At 57.0% G+C, this 20,772-nt stretch carries 16 protein-coding genes; 10 read left to right on the top strand and 6 right to left on the bottom strand.

The window, feature by feature from the left end:
- The first annotated feature begins 7 nt into the window (after nucleotides 1-7).
- The 5 genes from selD (at nucleotide 8) to ACYVHC_RS17365 (ending at nucleotide 5,391) form a co-directional block, all read left to right on the top strand.
- Entirely contained in the window at nucleotides 8-1,069 is a 1,062-nt protein-coding gene (gene selD, locus ACYVHC_RS17385) for a selenide, water dikinase (RefSeq protein WP_460615061.1), read from the top strand.
- Nucleotides 1,070-1,078: 9 nt separating this feature from the next.
- Nucleotides 1,079-1,672, top strand: coding sequence for a hypothetical protein (locus ACYVHC_RS17380; protein WP_460615060.1), 594 nt, complete (start codon nucleotides 1,079-1,081; stop codon nucleotides 1,670-1,672).
- A gap of 189 nt (nucleotides 1,673-1,861) precedes the next feature.
- Nucleotides 1,862-3,757, top strand: a complete 1,896-nt coding sequence (locus ACYVHC_RS17375; RefSeq protein WP_460615059.1) for a sensor histidine kinase — start codon at nucleotides 1,862-1,864, stop codon at nucleotides 3,755-3,757.
- Between the two features lie 95 nt (nucleotides 3,758-3,852).
- On the top strand, nucleotides 3,853-4,635 hold the full coding sequence (locus ACYVHC_RS17370) for an alpha/beta fold hydrolase (protein ID WP_460615058.1): 783 nt from the start codon (nucleotides 3,853-3,855) through the stop codon (nucleotides 4,633-4,635).
- 48 nt (nucleotides 4,636-4,683) lie between these two features.
- Nucleotides 4,684-5,391 carry an SAM-dependent methyltransferase gene (locus ACYVHC_RS17365; protein WP_460615057.1) on the top strand — a complete coding sequence of 236 codons (708 nt, stop codon included), beginning with the start codon at nucleotides 4,684-4,686 and terminating at the stop codon, nucleotides 5,389-5,391.
- Nucleotides 5,392-6,332: 941 nt separating this feature from the next.
- On the opposite strand, the gene feoB is transcribed toward ACYVHC_RS17365, so the two are convergent.
- Together feoB and ACYVHC_RS17355 are read right to left on the bottom strand one after the other, a co-directional pair.
- Nucleotides 6,333-8,516, bottom strand: a complete 2,184-nt coding sequence (feoB, locus tag ACYVHC_RS17360) for a ferrous iron transporter B (RefSeq protein WP_460615056.1) — start codon at nucleotides 8,514-8,516, stop codon at nucleotides 6,333-6,335.
- A 9-nt stretch (nucleotides 8,517-8,525) separates the two neighbouring features.
- Entirely contained in the window at nucleotides 8,526-8,792 is a 267-nt protein-coding gene (locus ACYVHC_RS17355; RefSeq protein ID WP_460615055.1) for a FeoA family protein, read from the bottom strand.
- Between the two features lie 217 nt (nucleotides 8,793-9,009).
- On the opposite strand from ACYVHC_RS17355, the gene ACYVHC_RS17350 reads away from it, so the two are divergent.
- Nucleotides 9,010-9,909: a carboxypeptidase-like regulatory domain-containing protein gene (locus ACYVHC_RS17350; protein WP_460615054.1), complete on the top strand. Its 900-nt coding sequence runs from the start codon at nucleotides 9,010-9,012 to the stop codon at nucleotides 9,907-9,909.
- A gap of 164 nt (nucleotides 9,910-10,073) precedes the next feature.
- Here the strand turns inward: ACYVHC_RS17350 and ACYVHC_RS17345 are convergent, their stop codons facing one another.
- Together ACYVHC_RS17345 and ACYVHC_RS17340 are read right to left on the bottom strand one after the other, a co-directional pair.
- Entirely contained in the window at nucleotides 10,074-10,703 is a 630-nt protein-coding gene (locus ACYVHC_RS17345) for an OmpA family protein (RefSeq protein WP_460615053.1), read from the bottom strand.
- A 65-nt stretch (nucleotides 10,704-10,768) separates the two neighbouring features.
- Entirely contained in the window at nucleotides 10,769-13,282 is a 2,514-nt protein-coding gene (locus tag ACYVHC_RS17340; RefSeq protein WP_460615052.1) for a bifunctional UDP-N-acetylmuramoyl-tripeptide:D-alanyl-D-alanine ligase/alanine racemase, read from the bottom strand.
- Between the two features lie 138 nt (nucleotides 13,283-13,420).
- Here ACYVHC_RS17340 and ACYVHC_RS17335 point away from each other — a divergent pair, with 138 nt between their 5' ends.
- From ACYVHC_RS17335 to ACYVHC_RS17325, 3 genes are all read left to right on the top strand, one after another.
- On the top strand, nucleotides 13,421-14,326 hold the full coding sequence (locus ACYVHC_RS17335) for an EamA family transporter (RefSeq protein WP_460615051.1): 906 nt from the start codon (nucleotides 13,421-13,423) through the stop codon (nucleotides 14,324-14,326).
- Between the two features lie 74 nt (nucleotides 14,327-14,400).
- Nucleotides 14,401-16,974 carry a YfhO family protein gene (locus ACYVHC_RS17330; RefSeq protein WP_460615050.1) on the top strand — a complete coding sequence of 858 codons (2,574 nt, stop codon included), beginning with the start codon at nucleotides 14,401-14,403 and terminating at the stop codon, nucleotides 16,972-16,974.
- A gap of 161 nt (nucleotides 16,975-17,135) precedes the next feature.
- Nucleotides 17,136-18,023: a 1-aminocyclopropane-1-carboxylate deaminase/D-cysteine desulfhydrase gene (locus ACYVHC_RS17325; RefSeq protein WP_460615049.1), complete on the top strand. Its 888-nt coding sequence runs from the start codon at nucleotides 17,136-17,138 to the stop codon at nucleotides 18,021-18,023.
- On the opposite strand, the gene ACYVHC_RS17320 is transcribed toward ACYVHC_RS17325, so the two are convergent.
- Nucleotides 18,020-19,237, bottom strand: a complete 1,218-nt coding sequence (locus ACYVHC_RS17320; RefSeq protein ID WP_460615048.1) for a hypothetical protein — start codon at nucleotides 19,235-19,237, stop codon at nucleotides 18,020-18,022. The two genes, ACYVHC_RS17325 and ACYVHC_RS17320, sit on opposite strands and share 4 nt — an antisense overlap.
- 154 nt (nucleotides 19,238-19,391) lie before the next feature.
- Between ACYVHC_RS17320 and ACYVHC_RS17315 the strand changes: the two genes are divergently transcribed.
- A complete protein-coding gene (locus ACYVHC_RS17315; protein ID WP_460615047.1) occupies nucleotides 19,392-20,021 on the top strand; it encodes a DUF4230 domain-containing protein in 630 nt (209 codons plus the stop codon).
- Nucleotides 20,022-20,069: 48 nt separating this feature from the next.
- Here ACYVHC_RS17315 and ACYVHC_RS17310 read toward each other — a convergent pair whose 3' ends face one another.
- Nucleotides 20,070-20,573: a regulatory protein RecX gene (locus ACYVHC_RS17310; RefSeq protein WP_460615046.1), complete on the bottom strand. Its 504-nt coding sequence runs from the start codon at nucleotides 20,571-20,573 to the stop codon at nucleotides 20,070-20,072.
- Nucleotides 20,574-20,772 lie beyond the last annotated feature (199 nt).

Below are 20,772 nucleotides of genomic sequence, written 5' to 3'. Positions count from 1 at the left end.
AGTTCTTATGTCTCTCGCTCCTGACCCCGCCACCGACCAGATTCGCCTTACCCAGTACAGCCACGGCGCCGGCTGCGGCTGCAAAATAGCGCCCAAAGTCCTGGATCAGATTCTGCACACCAGCATTCCGCAACCGCACGATGAGAAGCTACTGGTAGGCAACTCCTCCCGCGACGACGCGGCCGTGTACGATATTGGGGGCGGCCAGGCCCTGATCAGCACCACCGACTTTTTCATGCCCATCGTAGATGATGCCTACGATTTCGGGCGCATTGCCTCGGCCAACGCCATCAGCGACGTGTACGCTATGGGGGGGCGCCCCGTCATGGCCATTGCGGTGCTAGGTTGGCCCATTGATAAGCTGGCCCCGGAAGTAGCCCGCCGCGTAATTGAAGGCAGCCGCAGCATTTGCGCCGAAGCCGGTATTCCGCTGGCCGGCGGCCACAGCATTGACTCCCCAGAGCCCATTTTCGGGCTGGCCGTAACGGGCTTACTCGATATCCGCAACCTGAAGCAGAACGACACCGCCACCGCAGGCTGCGAGTTGTACCTAACCAAACCCCTAGGGGTCGGGATGCTCACAACCTCGCAGAAGCGCGGCATTCTGCGCCCCGAACACGAGCAGCTGGCGCCCGGCTACATGATGCAGCTCAACAAAATCGGGCAGGAACTGGGCCAGCTTAGCGCCGTGCGGGCCATGACCGATGTTACGGGATTTGGATTGCTTGGTCACCTTTCCGAGGTATGCGAGGGTAGTAACCTCACGGCTGAGGTCGAGTTCAGCAACGTCCCTCTGATTCAGGAAGCCGAAGAATACCGAGCCCAAAAAGCCATTCCGGGCGGTACGGTGCGCAACTGGGATTCGTATGGCCACAAGGTAGGCACCATCACCGATGAGCAGCGTCACTGGCTCTGCGACCCGCAAACTTCAGGCGGCTTGCTCGTTTGCGTAGATCCTGCTGGTCGCGCAGAAGTGCAGGCCGTTTTTGAAGCGCACGGCCTAGCCCTGGAATCATTTGGGCGGCTGCGCGAGCACCAGGCCGGTGAGCCCTGGATTCTGGTCCAGTAAGCCTTTCCAATGAAGTTGTTGCCATTCTTGCGGCCGCTGCTGGAAGCAGCGGCCGCCATTACCGTTATGGTTGTCAGCCTGCGCATTGTAACGGGCTTTTTCACCCGCAAAAGCCGGGTGTATCGGCCTACGTTTCTGCGGCAGTTTGCTTTGCTGTTCTGGCCGTTGCTGTGCCTGGGAGTGGGGCTGCCTTTCCTAGGGTCTTTCTTCTACGCAACCAGTTTGGCCAGCTTCGAGCTGGTATTACTTTCGGCCCTAGCCGCCGTGATACTAGGGTTTTCGATGCCCGCTTTCGTACTCCACAGCCAGTACTATGCGCGTAACCTGACTACTACCCTGGTCTTCGACCCCAAGCAGAACACCTTGGAGGTATATGAGGGCCGGGTACGCATCCCTTTCGCTAAAAGCGACTTAGTGCGGGTTGAGTACGTTACCTGCAAGTCGCCGAGGCTGTTTTGGAGCCATTATGAGTACCTGAAGCTGCATTTGCGTACGGGCGAAGTACTAACGCTTACGTCTCTTTTGACCAAGTTAGGTCCTGTAGCCGAGTTCCTGCGCAACACGCCCTTGGAGCATCGGCAACGGTGGTTTTGCTGGGCATAGGGGGTGCATTTGTAAGTATTTTAGGCTCAACGGCCTTTTCAACTCGTTGAACTGCTTATTTATCCTGTTCAGAAGGCACAAGTCTCCTCTATATTTGGTAATTACGCTTTCCATATTCCCAACCGCGTCCTTGTCTCTCTACCGTTGCTCTTATAAGCGCGGCTATCGCCTATTGCCTTTCCGTTGCTCATGCGACGTTTGTTGCTTGTCTGTTTGCTTGTCTGCTGCGCCTGGAAGGCAAGGGCGGCCCCCGAGGTCACGCCCGCTACCCTGCTGCGCCAACTAAAGACCCAGTCTGCCGATACCGGTCGGGTACGGCTCCTGACGGCGCTTTGCTATTTGCTGCACGATGACGCCCCCACCCGCGCCCTTATCTACGGCGAGGAAAGTGTGGCGCTGGCACGGCAGCTCCCCGACCAGAAAAGCCTCCTTCAAAGCCTGCTCACCCTTGCCAGCTGCTACGCCAACCTAGCCGATGGCCCACACGCCCTGCAATTGCAGCAGGAAGCCTTGCAGCTAGCCCGCCACCTGCAAAATACTGATGGAATTGTGCGCAGCTATACCGGCATGGGCGGCGTGCATCATGAGCGCAAGGACACAACGGCGGCCCTCCTGAATTACAAACGAGCCTTGGCACAAGTGTATCGGCCCGGAGTACAAGTGCGCACGCAGTTATTGCTGTTTGGCAACCTAGGCAGTCTGTACTTTTACCTAAAGCGTCATCAGGAAGGCCTGACGTACACAAGGCGAGCCTTGCAGTTGGCCCGCCGCAGTGGCGACCAAGTGGGCGAAACGCTATATATGGCTGATTTGGGGTCGTTTTATATGCGCATGAACCAGCTAGATACGGCCGAAGGCCTTATCCGTCAGGCCATAACCTTGGTAGAGCCGCTAAAAAGCCCCCGTTTCGAGGCCGGACACCTGGAGCTGTTGGCCACGGTGCTGGTGCTTCGAAATAAGCTAACCGAAGCCGAAGCACTAACCCACCGGGCCTTGCAGCTCGCGCGCCAAAGCAATTACCAAGAACTGGCTCTTGATGCCTATAACCTGCTGGCCGAAATCAACTTCACCCGTGGCCGGCATGAGCAGGCGTATAAGTGGCAGCTTCGGTTCCGAGACCTAAATGACAGCCTTAACAGCCGCTCCCGCCTGCAAACCCTCACGGCGCTGCAAACCCGCTACGAAACCGCAGACAAGGAAAATCAGATTAGGCGGCTGACGGAACGCAGCTTCGCCTCACAGCAACGCACCAGGGCGCTGTGGGGCGCTATTGCGGCTTTGTTGCTGGGGCTTGGCGGCATGGCGCTACTCTACGCCAAGCTGCGCCGTAGCCGGGCCGCGTTAGCCTCCAACCACCAAGCGCTGGAAGCAGCTACCCAGGAACTGCGGCAACTCTCGGCCTCCAAAGACCGCCTCTACGCCATTATTGCGCACGATTTGCGGGGCCCGGTTACTTCCTTTGCAGGCGTTACCGAGCTCATTGACTTTTACCTAAAGCAAGGCGACGAGCAGGGCTTGCGCCGCCTCCCCGACCTAGTGCGCCAGTCGGCTTACCAGCTCAACCACCTCCTGGACAACCTGCTGAGCTGGGCAGTAAGCCAGACCGGCGAACTGGCTTATTACCCTGAGCCACTGTTAGCGGCGGATCTGCTCAAGCAAACGGCTGAACTCTACTCTACTTCGGCCGAAGCCAAACAGCTTACCATTCAGCTGGCAGCAGATCCGAAGGCAGCCGTGTGGGCCGATGCGCACATGACCCAGACCATTCTGCGCAACATTGTAGGTAATGCCTTAAAGTTTACACCGCCAGGTGGCACCATCCGGCTTTGCGCCCACCCAGCACCTAGTGGCGGCGTTCAATTCCAGATAACGGATACGGGCACTGGCATGTCGCCGGAGCAGATAGAGCTGCTTCTCACGCCAGAGGCCGCTACACACCCGGCCCGCGGCCCCAGGTCCGGCACGGGCCTGGGCCTGATGCTGTGCCGGGCTTTTGTGCAGCGACAAGACGGAACCATGCGCATAGAAAGTACTCCCGGCCACGGCACTACCCTATCGGTAACGCTACCAGCGGCCCGGGCGTAAGGAACAAGGAGCGGCCTGAGCACCTAGGCCACGCAAGGCACTGAACCTGCCGGACAGAGCTTGCTAGGCCTAAACTTCCCATCTTTGCCCCCGTTATGCTGCAACTACACTTCCGCGAAATGGGGCAAGGCGCCCCACTGGTTATTCTCCACGGTCTGTTTGGTACGCTTGATAACTGGCAGACGCTGGCTCGCCGCTGGGCCGATGCTGGCTACCGCGTCATCATTGCCGACCTACGCAACCATGGCCGCTCGCCTCACGCACCCGAGCACACCTATCAGCTCATGAGTGAGGATGTGCTGGGGCTATTTAACGAGCTACAGCTGGGCTCCGATACCACGCTGTTGGGCCACAGCATGGGCGGCAAAGTAGCCATGCGCTTCGCTCTCGACCTTCCCCAGCGCCTGGGCAAATTAGTAGTCGTGGATATTGCCCCGCGCTTTTCCGATATGAACCATCAGGATGATATTCTGGCGGGCCTAAACGCGGTACCTCTGGCTACGCTTGAGAGTCGGCAACAAGCCGATGACGCCCTAGCCCAACACATCCGGCAGCCCGCCGTGCGGCAATTCCTGCTCAAAAACCTGTACCGCCGCGACGATAACAGCTTTGCCTGGCGCCCCAACCTGGCCGCTCTGACGGCCGAGATGGAAGATATTGGCGAGGAAATAACGGCCGAACAGCCTTTCCTGAAGCCTGCTCTTTTTATCCGGGGCGGCAAATCAGACTACATCACGGCAGAGGATAAGCTCTACAGTATCCCTACCCTGTTTCCTAACTCGCAGGTGGAAACCATAGTGGATGCCGGCCACTGGGTGCACGCCGAAAAGCCCGATGAAGTATTTGAATTGGTGCATGCCTTTGCCAGCCAGGGCTAACCTAGCACTACTTTTCTTCCTCCTTCCTTTGCATAACCCTCGCACTCCTTGAAAGGCACGCTTTACCTCATTCCCACCATTCTGGCCGATGACACGGCGGCGCAAGTGTTACCGCCACAAGTAGCTGGGCAGGTCGCGGGCCTGTCGTATTTTCTGGTAGAAAATGCCCGCACGGCCCGGCGCTTTATTAAAAGCGTGGCGCCGCAGCATGTCATTGAGGAGCTCCGTATCAGCGTCATTGATAAGGACAGCACCGAAGCTCAGATTCAGGCGGCACTGGAGCCGATCGTCAACGGCCAGAACGCGGGGGTAATTTCGGAAGCCGGCTGCCCCGGCATTGCTGATCCAGGGGCAGAGTTGGCGCGGCGCGCCCACCAGCTTGGGGTGCGGGTTGTGCCGCTAGTAGGACCTAGTAGCTTGCTGCTGGCACTGATGGCATCGGGCATGAATGGGCAAAGCTTTGCGTTTCATGGCTACCTACCCATTGAGCGGGCCAAACGTGTGGCAGCGCTGAAAAAGCTGGAGCAACAAGCTCTGCAGCAACACCAAACGCAACTGTTCATCGAGACGCCTTACCGCAACATGCAGTTGCTGGAAGACCTGCTTAGCACACTGCACGCAGGCACCCGCCTGTGCGTAGCGGCCAGCCTCACAGCCGAACATGAGTACATCCGGACTGATACGGTAGCCGGTTGGAAAAAGGCCCCGCTCCCGGAGCTGCACAAGCAACCTGCCGTGTTTCTACTCGGCAAGTAAGTACGTTATATCGGCATTAGGAATGTAGGGTCGGATGTTGGTAATTGCCTCATCCCCAAGCCCCCTCTCCTGCAGTGAGGCAACGTCTGATAGGCCCTGCCCCCATAATGACTGTGAGTGGTCGGATACACGTCAACTACATATACAGCCTATATGAAAGCAGGTATACTGGATGAAAACTCCTTTACTCAGGTTCGTATCTATTGTACCGCCCTCGTCCTGGTAGGGAGTTGGTCTCTGTTGGCGTGGAGTTATTTTCATGGCGGGGTGCCCAGCCATCATCTTCTCGCCGATAAAGACCTGCCTTCGGTTTCTAATTGGTGGGGCGGGCTCATAGTGCCGCTGCTAACCTGGTTGCTGCTGTATCGCCTGCATCAGCGGATTCGGCACTCCCAACAGCAGCATACGCAGCCCCTACCCTACCAGCGCCAGATAGTATACGGGTTCGTTGGCGCCTTACTCTTTGGGATTCTGATTTCTATCTTGTTTACGTTCAACTACACTGATCTAGCGGGGTATCTGCTGTTGACAATTTTCTTCCTCGCCTTCTTTTTCCCGCTGTATCGGGCTGAGTGTCTGCTAGGGTTTGTCCTAGGCATGACGTTTACCTTTGGCGGAGTGTTGCCAACGGGTATCGGCGCTATACTAGTGGTAATAAGCGCTGTGCTCTACCTGCTTGTACGACCTGCACTGCTATATACTGTCTCCACCCTTGCACGGGTCGCCTCATTCTCTAAATAGAGAAGTTTATAGCTGGCTAACAAACTGCTTACCTAGTTATTTTGGCAGGCATCTCGCCCTTGGCCTGCCTCCTATTCAGAGAGGAGAACCGGTCAGATCAAGTGCCTGAAACAGCTTATAGATACATTGAAAGCGGCGTCTATTGTTTGGCCCAGTGGACTAAACGATAGACGCCGCTTCTGACTAGCTACTAGCCTGTCTTACTTCATGATCTGGTACACCAGCAACGAAGATACGTAGGCCAGGCCTGTCATGTAGAATAGCTGAAGTAAGGGCCATTTCCAGCCTTTGGTTTCGCGGTAGGTGGCAGCTAGCGTGCTCATGCACTGCATGGCAAACACGTAGAATACCAGCAGTGAAAACGCTCTGGCTGGTGTAAAAAACGGATTTCCATCGGCGTCTTTTTCAGCTGCCAGCTTCTCCTGCACCGTCTGCTGATCGGCATCCTGGCCCACGCTGTAAATCGTGGACATAGTGCCCACAAACACCTCCCGCGCAGCAAACGAGGTTATCAGCGAGATGCCAATCTTCCAGTCGAAGCCCAACGGCCGGATAGCCGGCTCCAGCACGTGACCAAACATGCCAGCGTACGAGTTTTCTAGGCGCTCCGAAGCCACCCGAGATTCGGTTTGGGCGGCCGTGAGTCCTTGGGTGGTAGCAGTAGCTCGGGCCTGGGTTTCGGCTTTATCGAGGGCGCCGGGTGGGCCGTATGAAGCCAGAACCCACAGGATGATAGAAATGGCCAGAATAACTTTACCCGCCTGAAATACAAAGGCTTTCACCTTCTCCACGATGGTGATACCCACGTTTTTCCAGCGCGGCCAGCGGTACACCGGAAACTCCATAATAAAGTAGCTCCGCTCCGTAGTTTTCATCAGCAGCTTCATGGCCCACGCTGATAAAATAGCCGCAAAAAAGCCCAGCAGGTACAGCCCCATCAGGGCCACGCCGCGCAGGTTAAATACGCCTAGTACCGGTTCGTCGGGCACCACCAGCGCAATAAGCACCGTGTACACCGGAATGCGAGCGGAGCACGACATAAGCGGTGTAACGAAGATGGTAATGAGCCGGTCCTTGCGGTTTTCGATAGTACGGGCACTCATAATGGCCGGCACGGCACAGGCCACCCCCGAAATAAGCGGCACTATGCTTTTACCGTTCAGCCCGAACCGCCGCATAATGCGGTCCATCATGAAGGTAACCCGGGCCATGTAGCCAGTCTCCTCAAGCACCGCAATAAAGGCAAAGAGCAGGGCAATCTGCGGAATGAAGATAAGTACCCCGCCCAAGCCGGCCAGTACGCCTTCAGTAAGCAGGTTGATCAGCGGCCCATCAAAGTTGGTTTGGATGAGGCTGTTGATCCAAGCAACACCTTGGTCAATCAGCTCCATGGGGTAGCTGGCCCAGGCAAACACCGCCTGAAACATCAGGAACAGGACGCCGAAGAAAATGAGGTAGCCCCAGATCTTGTGCGTCAGCACCCGATCAAGCCGGTTGCTGTACGGCTCGTTTTTCTCTGTGCGGGTTACCGAGACACAGTTCAGCAGAATCTCGTTGATGCGCCCGTAGCGGTCAATGGTTTCTTGGGCCTGGCGCGCGGTAGGCTCAAAGCCATACTGCTCGGTCAGTTCCTGAATATACGCCCGGTCATCAGGCGACAGGAAACTGATATGGCGGTACTGGTGCGCGTAGTGCAGCGCCAGATAGTCGTTATGCAGGTTGAAGTAGTAGCGGATCTGCCGGATCATGGGCAGCAGCTCTTCGTCCGGCTGATAGAAATTAGCGGTGGGCGCATCCAGCGTCTGCGCCATCACAATTTTGAGGGCTGCAATGCCTACGCCTTTGCGCGCATTCATCGGAATGATAGGCACCCCCAACTCCTCTTGTAGCGCAGGCACGTCAATTTTTATTCCGTGCTGCTCAGCCACATCCATCATGTTCAGCGCCAGCACCGTGGGCAAGCCCATGTCGGCTAGCTGTGTAAACAGCAGCAAGTTACGCCGTAGGTTGCTGGCGTCAACGGTTACCACCACAAAGTCAGGATACTGGGAGCTGGTCTGGTCGTAGAACAGGTCCGTAATTACCTTTTCGTCGAGGCTTTTGGGGTAGAGCGAATATGTGCCGGGCAGGTCAATAATCTCAGCTCGGTGCTGCGAGGTGAGCTGGCTGATGCCCGTTTTGCGGTCGACGGTTACGCCCGGAAAGTTGCCGACCTTCTGGTTCAGGCCTGTCAGCTGGTTGAATAGCGAAGATTTGCCAGAGTTTGGATTGCCTACCAGCGCTATGCGCGTGAGGTCTCCTGGATGACGCTGAGCGACGCTTTCTAAACGGGCTACTGATACCCCCGCGCCGGCTCGGCCGGAAAGTAGTTGCCCGCCTGCCATGTACTCGTGTTATTTCAGAAGGATCGTCGCTGCTTCACTAACCCGCAACGATAAGGTGTAATCTGCCATGTCGCCTACCACTACCGTGATGGGGCAACCTAGTGGCGCACGGCTATTCAGGCGCACCTGCGTGCCCGGAATGCAACCCATTTCCAGCAGCTTAAGTGCCATCTCCGGATCTTTCAGGCAGCAAATAGTACCGCTTTCCCCCAACTGGAGGTCTTTCACGCTCCGGGGCGTGACCGATATGGGGGAAGGGGCAGATTGCTTGGACACGGGTGGGGTTATTTAGATTTACTTCAAACAAAGGTACCACCCTTTTATGTTTCAGCCAAAATTCGCAAACAGCGCTTTCGTTGTCTTACTCAACAGTTAAGTATTTGATTTGTAACTATTCCGAAATCAAATTGCATCATTATAAATATTCTGGGATGACTTGCTTGTGATGCCCATTTTCATTGTAATTTTGGCATATACATTAGTCTGCCTGCATATGCTCAAACGCGTACTCACCCTTATCTTCTCGGCTTTACTTCTGCCAGCACTGGTGTTTGCTCAGGAGAATAAAATATCGGGCCGGATCGTCGATGAAAAGACGAAAGAACCTATTCCGTTTGCCTCTATCGGGCTGAAGGAAGAGCAAACCGGTGCTCTAACCAACGAGTACGGCTACTTCCAGTTGGCCATGCCCGAGAAAAACCCTCAGGACTCCCTGATGGTTGTGGCACTCGGCTATTTCAAGAAAGCGGTTCTGATCAAGCCCGGCATTAAGGTGCAAGACATGATCATTGAAGTGCCCAAGCGTGCTATCGAGCTGAAAGAAGTTAAGATCCAGGGCGGCAAGGTGAAAGACCTGGCCTTGGGCTCGAAGTCGAATACGCCGGGTGAAGGTATGATTCAGGGTATGCCTGGCAGCCAGTATGCATTCTTCGTGAAGAATGACAAAGGCAAAAAGCTAGGCAACGTCCGCTCGGTGTCGTTCTACATTGGTGAGAACGGCTTCCCCCGGGAGCCTTTCCGCGTGCGCCTTTACAAAGCCGACGGTAACTACAACTCGCCGAACTCCGACTTGCTCACCGAAAACATTGTGGTTTCGGCCCCCAAAGGCGGAGAGTGGTACACCGTAGATCTGACCCAGTACAACATTGAAGCGCCGGTTGAAGGATTCTTCGTAGCCATGGAATGGATTGTGAGTGGTGACAAGTTCTACACCACCAACTTCATGGATAACTACACTCCCTACGGCCAGATTCTGCGACCCACGTTCGAATTCAAGGAAGCCCGTACCTGGAACTACACTATTGGCCGGGGCTGGAGCCTAATTACGCTTGCGAACAACGGCATGCGCTACAACGCCATGATCCGGGCAGAAGTAGACCAGATTAAAGACTAATCACAGATTCATCGGATTGTTCGGATACGGTTACGTAGCCTTACTGCTAACAAAAAGCCCGCTTAAACAATGGTTAAGCGGGCTTTTTGCTGTCAAGCAGGTTTACACCTCAGGGAGGCCTAGTGCATTCGATGCTACTTCATTGAACGCATTAGGCCTACAAACTACTTACGCACGGCAATTTCTACCCGGCGGTTTTCCTGGCGGCCGGCAGCAGTAGCATTAGAGGCAGCCGGAGCGCTTTCGCCCATGGGCTCGATGCTTACTTTATCGGCAGCTACTTGGCCGTTTTTCACCAACCAGTCTTTCACGGCGGCAGCACGCTTGGCGCTGAGTTCCCGGTTGTAGCTCTTGTCGCCGCGGGAGTCAGCGAATCCCATCACTTGCACCTCCTTGCCACGGTAGCGACGCGCAATAGATGCGCTGATTTCCGACAGAGCCCGCGTAGCGGTGGATTTGATTTCGGCTTTATCCGTGTCGAAAAGCACCTTTTCTTCGAGACCGTATACGTTGTAAGTGTCATCGCCTCGCACGCTCACTTCGGGCAGATCAATTTCTTCCAGCTTCACGTCGGCGAGCTTGGCTTTGGTCATGTCCCAGGCGCTGCTCACCGCAGCTCCGGCTTTATCGGCTGCGTTTTCGGTGGCATCGGCTACCGTCTGACCATCACGGGCTACCACAGCCGTATCGGCAGTGGCTTCCTGAAGCTGGTCTTTTTCTTCCGGCTTTTTCAAATCGGAGCAGGAGGCTAGCAGCGCAGTGGCCGCGAGCAGGGAAAACAGTTGCTTTTTCATAGGAATGGGGGAGTTGGTTGTGGGCAGAGGTACGAAGAATATCACGTAATGTTAATATCTGCCGCTTATTCTGCCACAAACACCCGCTTCACCCGCTCACTCACGTTGGTCAGCAGCTCGTAGGGAATGGTACCAATGCGGGTTGCCAGCTCCGTGAGGGGTAGTAGTTCACCAAACACCGTAGCAGCGTCGCCGGCCTGGGCCGCCGGGATGTTGGTTACATCTACCATGCACATATCCATGCACACATTGCCCACCAACGGCGCGCGCTGCCCCCGAATTATCACCTCTCCCACCCCATTGCCAAAGCGCCGGTCGTAGCCGTCGGCGTAGCCAATGGCCAGCGTGGCAATACGCCGCTCGTGGGTGGCAGCCTGCCCGCGCCGGCCATAGCCTACGGTAGCGCCGGCAGGCAATGTTTTGATTTGGGATATGGTGGTGCGCAACGTACTCACGGGCTTAAGGGCATCTTGTTCTTGGCCACTGGCTTCTACCCCATATAGCCCAATGCCGAGGCGCACCATATTATGCTGCGCCTCGGGAAAGCGCACAATGCCGGCGGAGTTAAGCGCATGTTGCAGGATGGGGTAGCCGAGGGTGGATTCCAGCTGCGGCGTCATGCGCTGAAAAGCGGCTAGCTGCTGGCGGGAAAAGTCGTTGTGCTGCGCTTCATCGGCGCCGGCTAAGTGCGTGAGGGCGCTGGCTACGCGCACTAGGGCCGCATTCTCGCGCAAGGTCTGGCACAGCTCCGGCAAATCTTCTTCCGCAAACCCTAGGCGCCGCATGCCCGTGTCAAGCTTCAGGTGGATAGCCGGCATAGCCTGCTGGCGGGCGGCAGCAAGGTAGTCGTGCAGGCGCTCAAAGGAGTAGATTTCCGGCTCCAGGTGGTACTGGCGCAGCTTCTGAAAGGCATCCGGCGAGGGGTTCATCACCATTATCGGCAGGCTGATGCCGTGTTGGCGCAGCTCTACGCCTTCGTCGGCATAGGCCACCGCCAGGTAGTCGACCCGATGAAACTGGAGCAGATTGGCGACCTCATAGGAGCCGCTACCGTAGGCAAAGGCTTTTACCATCACCATTAGCTTTACCTCAGGCTGCAGGCGGCGGCGGTAAAAGTTGAGGTTATGCACCAGCGCATCGAGGTTGACTTCCAGCACGGTACCGTGGATTTTCTGCTGAAACGCGGCTACAATTCGCTCGAAGCCATAACGACGTGCCCCTTTTACTAGGATGGTTTCGTGCCGAAACTGGTCGGGTTGGAAATCGGCCAGAAAAGCTTCAGTATTGGGGTAAAAGGACGTGGCAAGGCCAGTGAAACTAGCGGCAAACTGACTGATATCGGGGCCAATACCTATCAGGCGGTCGACGCCGTGGGCAGGCAGCAGGGCCGCCGTGCGGGCGTACAGCTCCGCCCCCGACAGGCCCGATTCCAGCACATCGGACAAAATAAGGGTACGGCGGCCGCGGCGGGGCTGGCGCGTGAGGGCATCGAGGGCGAGACGCAGGCCGGCCAGATCATTATTATAGGTGTCGTCGAGGACGTAGCAGTCGTTGAGAGCCTGCTTCATTTCCAGGCGCATGGCCACTGGCTGCAGGCGGTCGAGGCGGTGCTGAATTTCGGCGGGCGCTACTTGGCGCCATAGTAGTACGGCCAGGCCATGTAAGGCATTCTCCACCGAGGGCTCATCGGCAAACGGCAGCGTGAACGTAAACTCCTGCGGCCGGGGCCGTGCCCGCTCCACCCGCACTACCGTGCGCTCGGCGGAAGCATCGTGCACTATTACTAGTAAATCAGCCTCCTGGGCATCGTAACGGGCGCGCTGGCGCGTCCAGGCATACAGTGTGGTGCGCTGAGGGAGCAGTTGCTGACGAGCAGCGGCGTGGATCAGAGCATGGTCGGCGCAGTAGAAAAGCGTTTCGATGCCTTCGAACAGCCGCATTTTTTCGGTTACCTTCTCCATGTGAGAAGTAAAGCCGGCATCATGGGCGGTACCTAGGTTGGTGAAGATGCCGAGGGTAGGCTGAATGATGCGGGCCAGCTTTTCCATCTCGCCGGGCTCCGAAATGCCAGCTTCAAAAATGCCTAGGGTGTGCGTTTCGTTCAACTCCCACACGCTCAAGGGTACGCCTACCTGCGAGTTATAAGAGCGCGGACTTTTGCAGATCAGCTCATCGGGGCTTAGTAGCTGGGCCAGCCACTCCTTTACAATGGTTTTGCCATTGGAGCCTGTAATACCAAACACCGGCAGATGAAAACGGCGCCGATGATGGGCAGCTATGGATTGCAGAGCCGCCAGCGCATCGGGCACCACCAGAAAACCCGCTTCTGGAAAGGCACTTACCCCACCCGGAATACTACCTACCTCCGACACCACAAACAGCCGTACACCAGCCTGGTAAAGCTCCGGTAGGTAGCGGTGTCCGTCGTGCTGCGGGCCGCGCAGGGCAAAAAACACGCTGCCCGCGGGGGTAGATACCTGCCGACTGTCGAGGAGCAGGCGATGAACGGGGGCCGCCGACGCCGGCAGTTGAAGCAAGGTGCCGCCCGTGAGGGCAGCCAGATCAGAGAACTGAAGCATAGCAGGGCAAAGGTACGGCAGGAGGAAGCCACGGACACTAGGCCCCGCAGGACCGCAAACCGCTGAAGGCCGCGAATAGTACAAGCGAAGAAACAGCGGCGCGGTATCTTTGTGCAATTACTAGTACTCTTTCCGATTTTGAAACTTTCGCGTCATCACCTGGCCGCCCTAGCGGCTTTTCTTGTTTGGGGCTTTTTCCCGATTCCGTTACGCTGGCTGGCCGGCTACGCCAGCGGCCAGATTCTCTTTTTCCGCATTCTGCTTTCCCTGCTGCTGTTGGTACTCATTCATGGCCTAGGGCGCCGAGATGCCGTGCGGGCCTTGTGGGCCCAGTGGCAGGCAGCACCAGCCGCCGAACGGCGCGGGGTTGCGTTCAGCACGGGCCTGGGCGGCATATTGCTTACTTCTAACTGGCTGCTCTTTATCTATGTAGTCAACCAGGTAAGCGTGCAGGCCGGCTCCTTTGCCTATCTTATCTGCCCCATCCTGACGGCTTTGCTCGGCTTTGTCGTACTCAAAGAAACACTGCGCCCCAACCAATGGCTGGCTATTGGCCTCAGTGCCCTAAGCTGCGTGCTACTAGGGGTCGGCGAAGTTAAGACCCTCTTGATGAGCTTAGTGGTAGCATCCACGTATGCGGCGTACCTCATCAGTCAGCGGAGGTTGCAGGGCTATGATAGGCTAGTACTCCTGACGGCCCAACTCTTGCTGGCGGCGCTGCTTATTCTGCCCTTGGCGCCGCTGTTGGGCGCGGAACCTGTGGCAGGTTTTCAGGATACGCACCTGCTGCTGGTAGCAGGCTTGTTGAGCGCCGGCTTCACGGTGCTGCCGCTTTTTCTGAATTTATATGCCCTGAATGTGCTGCCTTCGGGCACGGTGGGTATCCTGATGTACCTGAACCCGGTGGTGAGCTTCGTGCTAGCGTTTCTGTATTTCGGGGAGCGGGCCACTACCATCCAAATGGCTGCCTATGGCGTTATCTTGCTGTCGGTGGTGCTGTATAATCTTTCGTTCCGGCGCCGGCCACAACCAATAAACGCCTAAAAACGGATACCTTCGGGCTGTCTGGCCGGGTTAAAAGCTCGGGGCAGATGGTTTTCCGACTTGTTTTAAGCCGAATGACAACTCCACTCCGTCCGGCCACTGCGCCGCTCTGGCGCCGGGTGCTTCCGCACCTGCTTGCCGTCCTATTTTTCTTGGTGCTGGCCGCCGTCTACTTCTCTCCCATCCTGTTTGATGGCAAAACGCTAGCCCAGCACGACATCGTGCAGTTTAACGGTGGTGCCCACGAAGCAGCTCAGTACCGGGAGCAAACTGGCCAGGAAGCCCTCTGGACGAACTCCATGTTCTCCGGCATGCCTACTTACCTGATCAGTACCCGCTTTCCCGGCGACCTGAGCATTTACCTGCACAAGCTCTTTACGCTGGGCCTGCCAGCAGTAGTAGCTAACCTGTTTCTGGCGTTGGTGTGCGGCTATGCCCTCTGCATTGCCCTAGGCCTCTCGCCGCTAGTAAGTGTGGTAGGCGCCGTAGCGTTGGGTTTCACTAGCTACAACCTTATTATTCTGGCGGCCGGCCACAATACCAAAAGCCTTTCATTGGCCTATGCACCGCTGGTGCTGGCGGGGTTGCTGGTCACGTTTCGGCGAAATAAGTGGCTGGGGACGGCACTCTTTGCCTTGGGACTGGCCATGAACGTGCGTTCCAATCACCTTCAGATAACTTATTACCTGCTGCTGTTGGTGCTGATTTTTGGGGTAGTAGAGTTGGTGTTTGCTTTCCGCGAAAAGCGCTTGCCCGACTTCTTTACCCGCACGGCCTTGCTGGCACTGGCAGCGGTGCTGGCGGTGGGCGTAAGCTTTGGCCGCCTGTACACAACGGTGGAATATGGCAAGTACAGCATCCGCGGCAAATCGGAGCTGACGACGCCGGCTCCCGCGTCGGCGGGCCAGCCCGCGGCTTCCTCCGATGATGTGGTGGGCTCGGGCCTTGATCGGGACTATGCCTTTGGCTGGAGCTACGGCGTGGGCGAAACCGCCACGTTGCTCATCCCGAACTTCTACGGCGGCGCTTCCCAGATGAAGCTCAGCGAAAACTCAGAAACCGGAAAGGCCCTGGCGGCCGCCGGCGTGCCACCCGTGCAGCTCACCGATTATCTGGCGCAGATGCCTACCTACTGGGGCGACCAACCCATTACCAGCGGTCCGGTGTACGTGGGCGCAGTGGTGTGCTTCCTGTTTGTGCTGGGCTTGCTGGTGGCAGATCGGCGTACCCGCATCTGGCTGTTGGTTGGCACGCTGCTTTCCATTGTGCTGGCCTGGGGCAAGAACTTCGAGACCTTCAACTACTTGATGTTCGATTACTTTCCGGGCTACAACAAGTTCCGCTCGGTGAGTATGGCCCTGGTAATTGCGCAGCTGGCCATGCCGCTGCTGGCCGTGCTGGCATTGGCCCGGGTACTACGCGCCGCCCCAACTACCACACCTGTTGGGGCTAGTTCACACCCTAGTCTTGCTGCCTTAGCCGGCCCTTCTGCCGATCATCCGGATACCGCGGCCATGAAGCAGCAGGTGCTGCGGGCCCTGGGCATCACGGCCGGACTGTGCGCTTTGGCTTTCCTGGCGGGTTTGGTGGCCGATTATGCGGCGCCGATTGATGCCCAGTTGCAGCAGCAGGGATTCCCCCTGGATGCCATCCGGGCTGACCGGGCCTCGTTGCTGCGCACGGATGTATTCCGCTCCCTGGCCTTTATAGCTGCCGCTGGCGCAGTGCTGTGGTTTTTCCTGCAACGCAAGCTCTCAGCTGGCTCAGCGGCTGCGTTGGTAGGCTTGCTCACGCTGGTTGATTTGTGGAGTGTGGATAAGCGCTACCTCAACAACGACAACTTCCAGCGGGAAACCGTGGCCGAGCAGTTTGTACCCTCGGCAGCAGACCAGCAAATTCTGCAGGACAAGGACCTGAGCTACCGGGTACTGAATCTGCAAAGCCCCTTTAATGAAGCCAATACCTCCTACTTCCATAAGAGCATTGGCGGCTACCACGGGGCCAAGCTGCGCCGCTACCAAGACCTGATTGAGCGGCAGATTATGCAGAACAATACGCAGGTGATTAACATGCTGAACACCCGCTATATCATCATGCCCGGCCAGCAAGGCCAGCCGGAACAGGTGCAGCGTAATCCCGGCGCCCTAGGTAACGCGTGGTTTGTAAGTGAAGTCCAGAAGGTGCAGAACCCCGATCAGGAAATAAACGCCCTAACCAAGCTGAATACGGCTACTACCGCCGTAATTGACGCCTCGAAATTCTCCGTGCCCAAAACCACGTACGCAACGGCCGGTTCCAACATTGCCCTGACCAAGTACTCGCCCGACGCGCTAACGTACCGGGCCAATGCGGCGCAGGATGGCCTGGTAGTGTTTTCGGAGATTTACTACGCCGATGGCTGGAATGCCTACCTTGATGGCAAAAAAGTGCCCTACCTGCGCGCCAACTATGTACTCCGCGCATTGCCCGTGCCGGCCGGCGCACACACCATTGAGTTTAAGTTTGAGCCTAGCGAATACGCCCTCGGCAACACGATTTCTCTGGTTTCATCGATTCTGCTAGTTGCGGGCTTATTGGTTGCGCTGTTTTATGCCATCAAGCACCGCCCGGAGCCTCACTCTATACAGGACACGCTGCTGGCAGCCTAACGCGCTAGGTTCCTTTCGGGCTTTACCCGTTATCCGGCAAAAAAGCACCGCATGTTTCTGCTGTCAGTAAGCCGTTAGTTTAGGGCTTGGGCAGCAGAAACGTGCGGTGCTTTTTCACAATACAATGCGCCTATCATTCTTCTCATCCCTCGTTGTTTGCCATGGTACTGCAGGAGCTTCAGGAGTCCATCGCCCTTCAGGCCGGCGTACGGCTTCTGCTGCTGCGCGACGATTTAAATCATCCTGAGCTGCCTGGCAATAAGTGGCGCAAGCTGAAGTATAATTTGCAGGAAGCGCAGCGCATGGGCCACAACACGCTGCTTACGTTTGGGGGTGCGTACTCTAACCATGTGGCGGCGGTAGCCGCTGCTGGCCGCCTCACCGGCCTGCGCACGGTAGGTGTTGTGCGAGGTGAAGAGCTGCGTGATAAACCGCTTAACCCAACCTTGGCCCAGGCTCGCGCCGATGGCATGGAGCTACACTTTGTAGACCGCATTACCTATCGGCGCAAGCACGACCCCGAGGTACTAGGTGCCTTGCTGCACGAAACCGGCCCGGCTTATATCTTACCCGAAGGCGGCACCAACGCCCTGGCGCTACCGGGCTGCGCGGAACTGGTGCCCGAGTTGCTGGCCCTAACTGATTTTGATACGTTGTGCGTGGCCTGTGGCACTGGCGGCACCCTAGCAGGCCTGATACTGGGCCTCAATGGCCAGCGGCAAGCGCTGGGGTTTGCGGCGCTAAAAGGAGCCGACTTTCTGCGCCAAGACGTGCAAGAACTGACGCAGCAGGCGGCTGGCCACACCTTCCCGAACTGGCAACTCCGCACCGACTACCACGGCGGCGGCTATGCCCGCCTGAGCCCGGAGCTGCGGGTATTTATTCAGGAGTTTCAACAACGGCACAACGTACTGCTCGATCCTATTTACACCAGCAAAATGATGTGGGGTATTCTGGACCTTATGGCGCGGGGCTACTTTGCGGTAGGAAGCACGGTAGTGGCAGTACACACAGGCGGGTTGCAGGCTTGGGCTGGTTTTGAATCCTAGGAAGCTACCTGCGCCGGGACTTGCCGTTGGCGTTGGGTTAGCCACTGCCCTACACCTAACCCAGCCAACGCAAATACGCACGGTAGCAGAGGCAGCAGAAAGCGTACGTCCCAGTCCTCTACGGTCATCATTACTACCAGTCCCTGCAACAAAATCATGCTGGCCAGGAACACCCGCGCCGGCAGCCATACCGCACTGGTCCGCAGTCCGCGCAAGGCCAGCCAGTAGCACGGATAAATGAAGAGCACAATCAGGATGCTGTGCGTCCAGGAGTAGTAAAATTTAACGTAGCTGAAGAACAGTCCACCTTTCAGAGCCGCTAGTTTGGCAAAGTACACGGGGTTCGCCAAGATAAAATACCCTAGGCGGAATACCGGCGGCAAGCCATCGGGAGGGAACAGCATTGGCTCGGTGGGCTCCACTACCCAGGGCGTATAGCCATAGATAATTTCTCCGCGCAGGTAGGTTTCAACCAGCGTGAAGGTGAGCAGCAGCTTGTTCAGGATAATCCACCACACCGGTGACAGCAGCACCAGTGCCAGCAGGGCCTGATGATATGCCTTCCGGCCGGGAAGTTGGCGCAAACCGGCCAGCACCGCTACAACCGCCGCAGCTGGCACCACAAATCCGTTGGGGCGCACAATGCCGGCCAGCACCACTAGCAGCCCAACTGCCAGCCAGCGGCTGCCCGGGCCGCGCCGGGCGCGTACTAGAGCCCAAAACGACAAAATAGAGAGGCTAGTAAATAACGACTCCGTAAGGATATACACGTTGAATTGCTGGGCATCGCGCCAGCCAACCAGGGCGGCGGTAGCCAGGGCGGCAGGTCGCCAGTCATCCGCAGCGGGAGTGAGCCGACGGATGGTTTGGTAAAAGGCGCGGGCTGCCACAGCACTAATCCCCATCTGGCCCAGCACAATACCCCAATACCCCGTGCCCAGCTTCAGCCAGAAACTTACAAACAGTGGATAGCCGACGTAACGCAGGTTATGGTCGTGCTCGAAGTACCACTCCTGGGCAATGCGGGTGCCGTAGGCCAAGTACCGGCCACTATCGTTCACGTACCGGGGGCCATGGTGCTGCCATAGCAAAGATACCTGCATCAGCACCCAGAGCCCGCCCAACAGCCACACGTGCCACGTGCGCAGCCACGCCGGGCCAATCTCGCGGGTGGCTATTACACTAGGAGCCGGAAGACGTTCAACTGTTAGCATCAACCACAAAGATAGGGCTGGAACTGCGTAAGGCTGCAGAAATGAGTACCATGCGAAGCCCTTCTTCAGTTGCTTCTCGGCGCAAAGCACAACGCTACGAGCCTACTCTTCGTCTTTAGAGTACGCTTCTCCCATTTTTCGCTTCTTACCCTACATGCCCTATTTGCTGCGTCGCTTACTACCCTTTGCATTTTTAGTAGGCCTCGGCTGGTTTCTCTGGACGAAGGTTCGGCCTGCTTTAGCAGAGCTCGAAAATCCGCTTTCCACTGCCCCGCGCATCACCGTCACGCACAACACCGTGCTTGAAAAGGTAGAAGCGCTCGGCCGGATGGAGCTGGTGCGCTACCAATTTAAAGATGTAGTAGAGTACAAAAAAAGCACCTACCGCTTTCTGCCCGATGCCAAGGTAGCCCTTATTGTAGCCGGCCACGCCGTGGGTTGTCTCGATTTGCGCAAGGTCCGCGCCCAGGATGTGGTGCTAGAGGGCGACTCCGTGCTGCGGCTGGCCTTGCCGCCGGCGGAGCTTTGCACCTGGCAAGTCGACCACTCCAAAAGCAAAGTATTCAGCGTCGAGAACGGCTTTTTTCAGGATGCAGAGCTAGTAGATGCCGGCTATAAATACGCCGAGGCTAACGTGCGCACGGCCGCCCTGCAGTCGGGCATTCTGGCCCAGACGCAGCAGAACGCCGAGCTTATCCTGCGGCCCATGCTGGAAACCATGACGGGCCGCCAGGTTATCCTCACGCAGCAATTGGTTAATCCGCAGCTACCGGCCCGCCGCTAGGCCCTCTGGTTGCGCAAACCTCTTGCCGGCTTTGCTCCAACCACTAGGCTAGTCCTCGTCGTCGGGCTCCGGCACTTTGCCCAGCTCATCGAGCGCCATTTTTACCAGGTCCTGCTCGTAGCCTTTGCTTATCAGAAACAGTTGAATTTTCTGGCGGCGTATGCGGGGGTTGCGCTCCTTTTCCAGCCGGTCCTTTTTTTCCAGCAGGTTCACCAGGTTCTGGTAGTACTCGTCGCCGTCTATTTCCTTTAGCCCCGATTTGATGCAGTAGTCGGAAATACCCTTTTGCTTTAGCTCTTGCACAATGCGGCGGCGGCCCCATTTTTTGTTGCGATGATGGCCGCGCACATACGCCTTGGCGTAACGCTCCTCATCCAGCAGCTTTTCGCGGCTGAGCCGAATGATAATTTCGCCGGCCTCGTCCTCATCCAGGCCGTACTCACGTAGCTTGCTTTCCACCTCCTTCTGGTTGCGCTCTTGGTAGGCGCAGAAAGCAGCAATTTTTAGTAGGGCTTCGGCGGGGGTATAGAATTTCTTTTTAGGCGCCTGCATAAAAGCGGGAAGGGGGCTTGTACAAAGAATGGCAATCAGAAGTCAACAACCAGTTGCTACCCTTGATTCCGGAATGAACTACGAGGCGTGACATTTCGGGTTCGGGCCGGTTTTTGGGGTAGTACGGCGCGCAAGCTACATCCGCTGGCCGCTTCCTAAGAAAGGCCTTACGCCGTTTCCTACCTTTCCCTGCCCTCTC

It is taken from the genome of Hymenobacter seoulensis, assembly GCF_054780535.1.
Note: the sequence above shows the minus strand (reverse complement) of the source record. Positions and strands in the feature narration are given on the sequence as shown.

Bases quoted from the DNA above. Each gene is read 5' to 3' on its own strand.
- selD (WP_460615061.1), top strand. From the start codon at position 8: ATGTCTCTCGCTCCTGACCCCGCCACCGACCAGATTCGCCTTACCCAG.
- ACYVHC_RS17380 (WP_460615060.1), top strand. From the start codon at position 1,079: ATGAAGTTGTTGCCATTCTTGCGGCCGCTGCTGGAAGCAGCGGCCGCC.
- ACYVHC_RS17375 (WP_460615059.1), top strand. From the start codon at position 1,862: ATGCGACGTTTGTTGCTTGTCTGTTTGCTTGTCTGCTGCGCCTGGAAG.
- ACYVHC_RS17370 (WP_460615058.1), top strand. From the start codon at position 3,853: ATGCTGCAACTACACTTCCGCGAAATGGGGCAAGGCGCCCCACTGGTT.
- feoB (WP_460615056.1), bottom strand. From the start codon at position 8,516: ATGGCAGGCGGGCAACTACTTTCCGGCCGAGCCGGCGCGGGGGTATCA.
- ACYVHC_RS17350 (WP_460615054.1), top strand. From the start codon at position 9,010: ATGCTCAAACGCGTACTCACCCTTATCTTCTCGGCTTTACTTCTGCCA.
- ACYVHC_RS17345 (WP_460615053.1), bottom strand. From the start codon at position 10,703: ATGAAAAAGCAACTGTTTTCCCTGCTCGCGGCCACTGCGCTGCTAGCC.
- ACYVHC_RS17340 (WP_460615052.1), bottom strand. From the start codon at position 13,282: ATGCTTCAGTTCTCTGATCTGGCTGCCCTCACGGGCGGCACCTTGCTT.
- ACYVHC_RS17330 (WP_460615050.1), top strand. From the start codon at position 14,401: ATGACAACTCCACTCCGTCCGGCCACTGCGCCGCTCTGGCGCCGGGTG.
- ACYVHC_RS17325 (WP_460615049.1), top strand. From the start codon at position 17,136: ATGGTACTGCAGGAGCTTCAGGAGTCCATCGCCCTTCAGGCCGGCGTA.
- ACYVHC_RS17320 (WP_460615048.1), bottom strand. From the start codon at position 19,237: ATGCTAACAGTTGAACGTCTTCCGGCTCCTAGTGTAATAGCCACCCGC.
- ACYVHC_RS17315 (WP_460615047.1), top strand. From the start codon at position 19,392: ATGCCCTATTTGCTGCGTCGCTTACTACCCTTTGCATTTTTAGTAGGC.
- ACYVHC_RS17310 (WP_460615046.1), bottom strand. From the start codon at position 20,573: ATGCAGGCGCCTAAAAAGAAATTCTATACCCCCGCCGAAGCCCTACTA.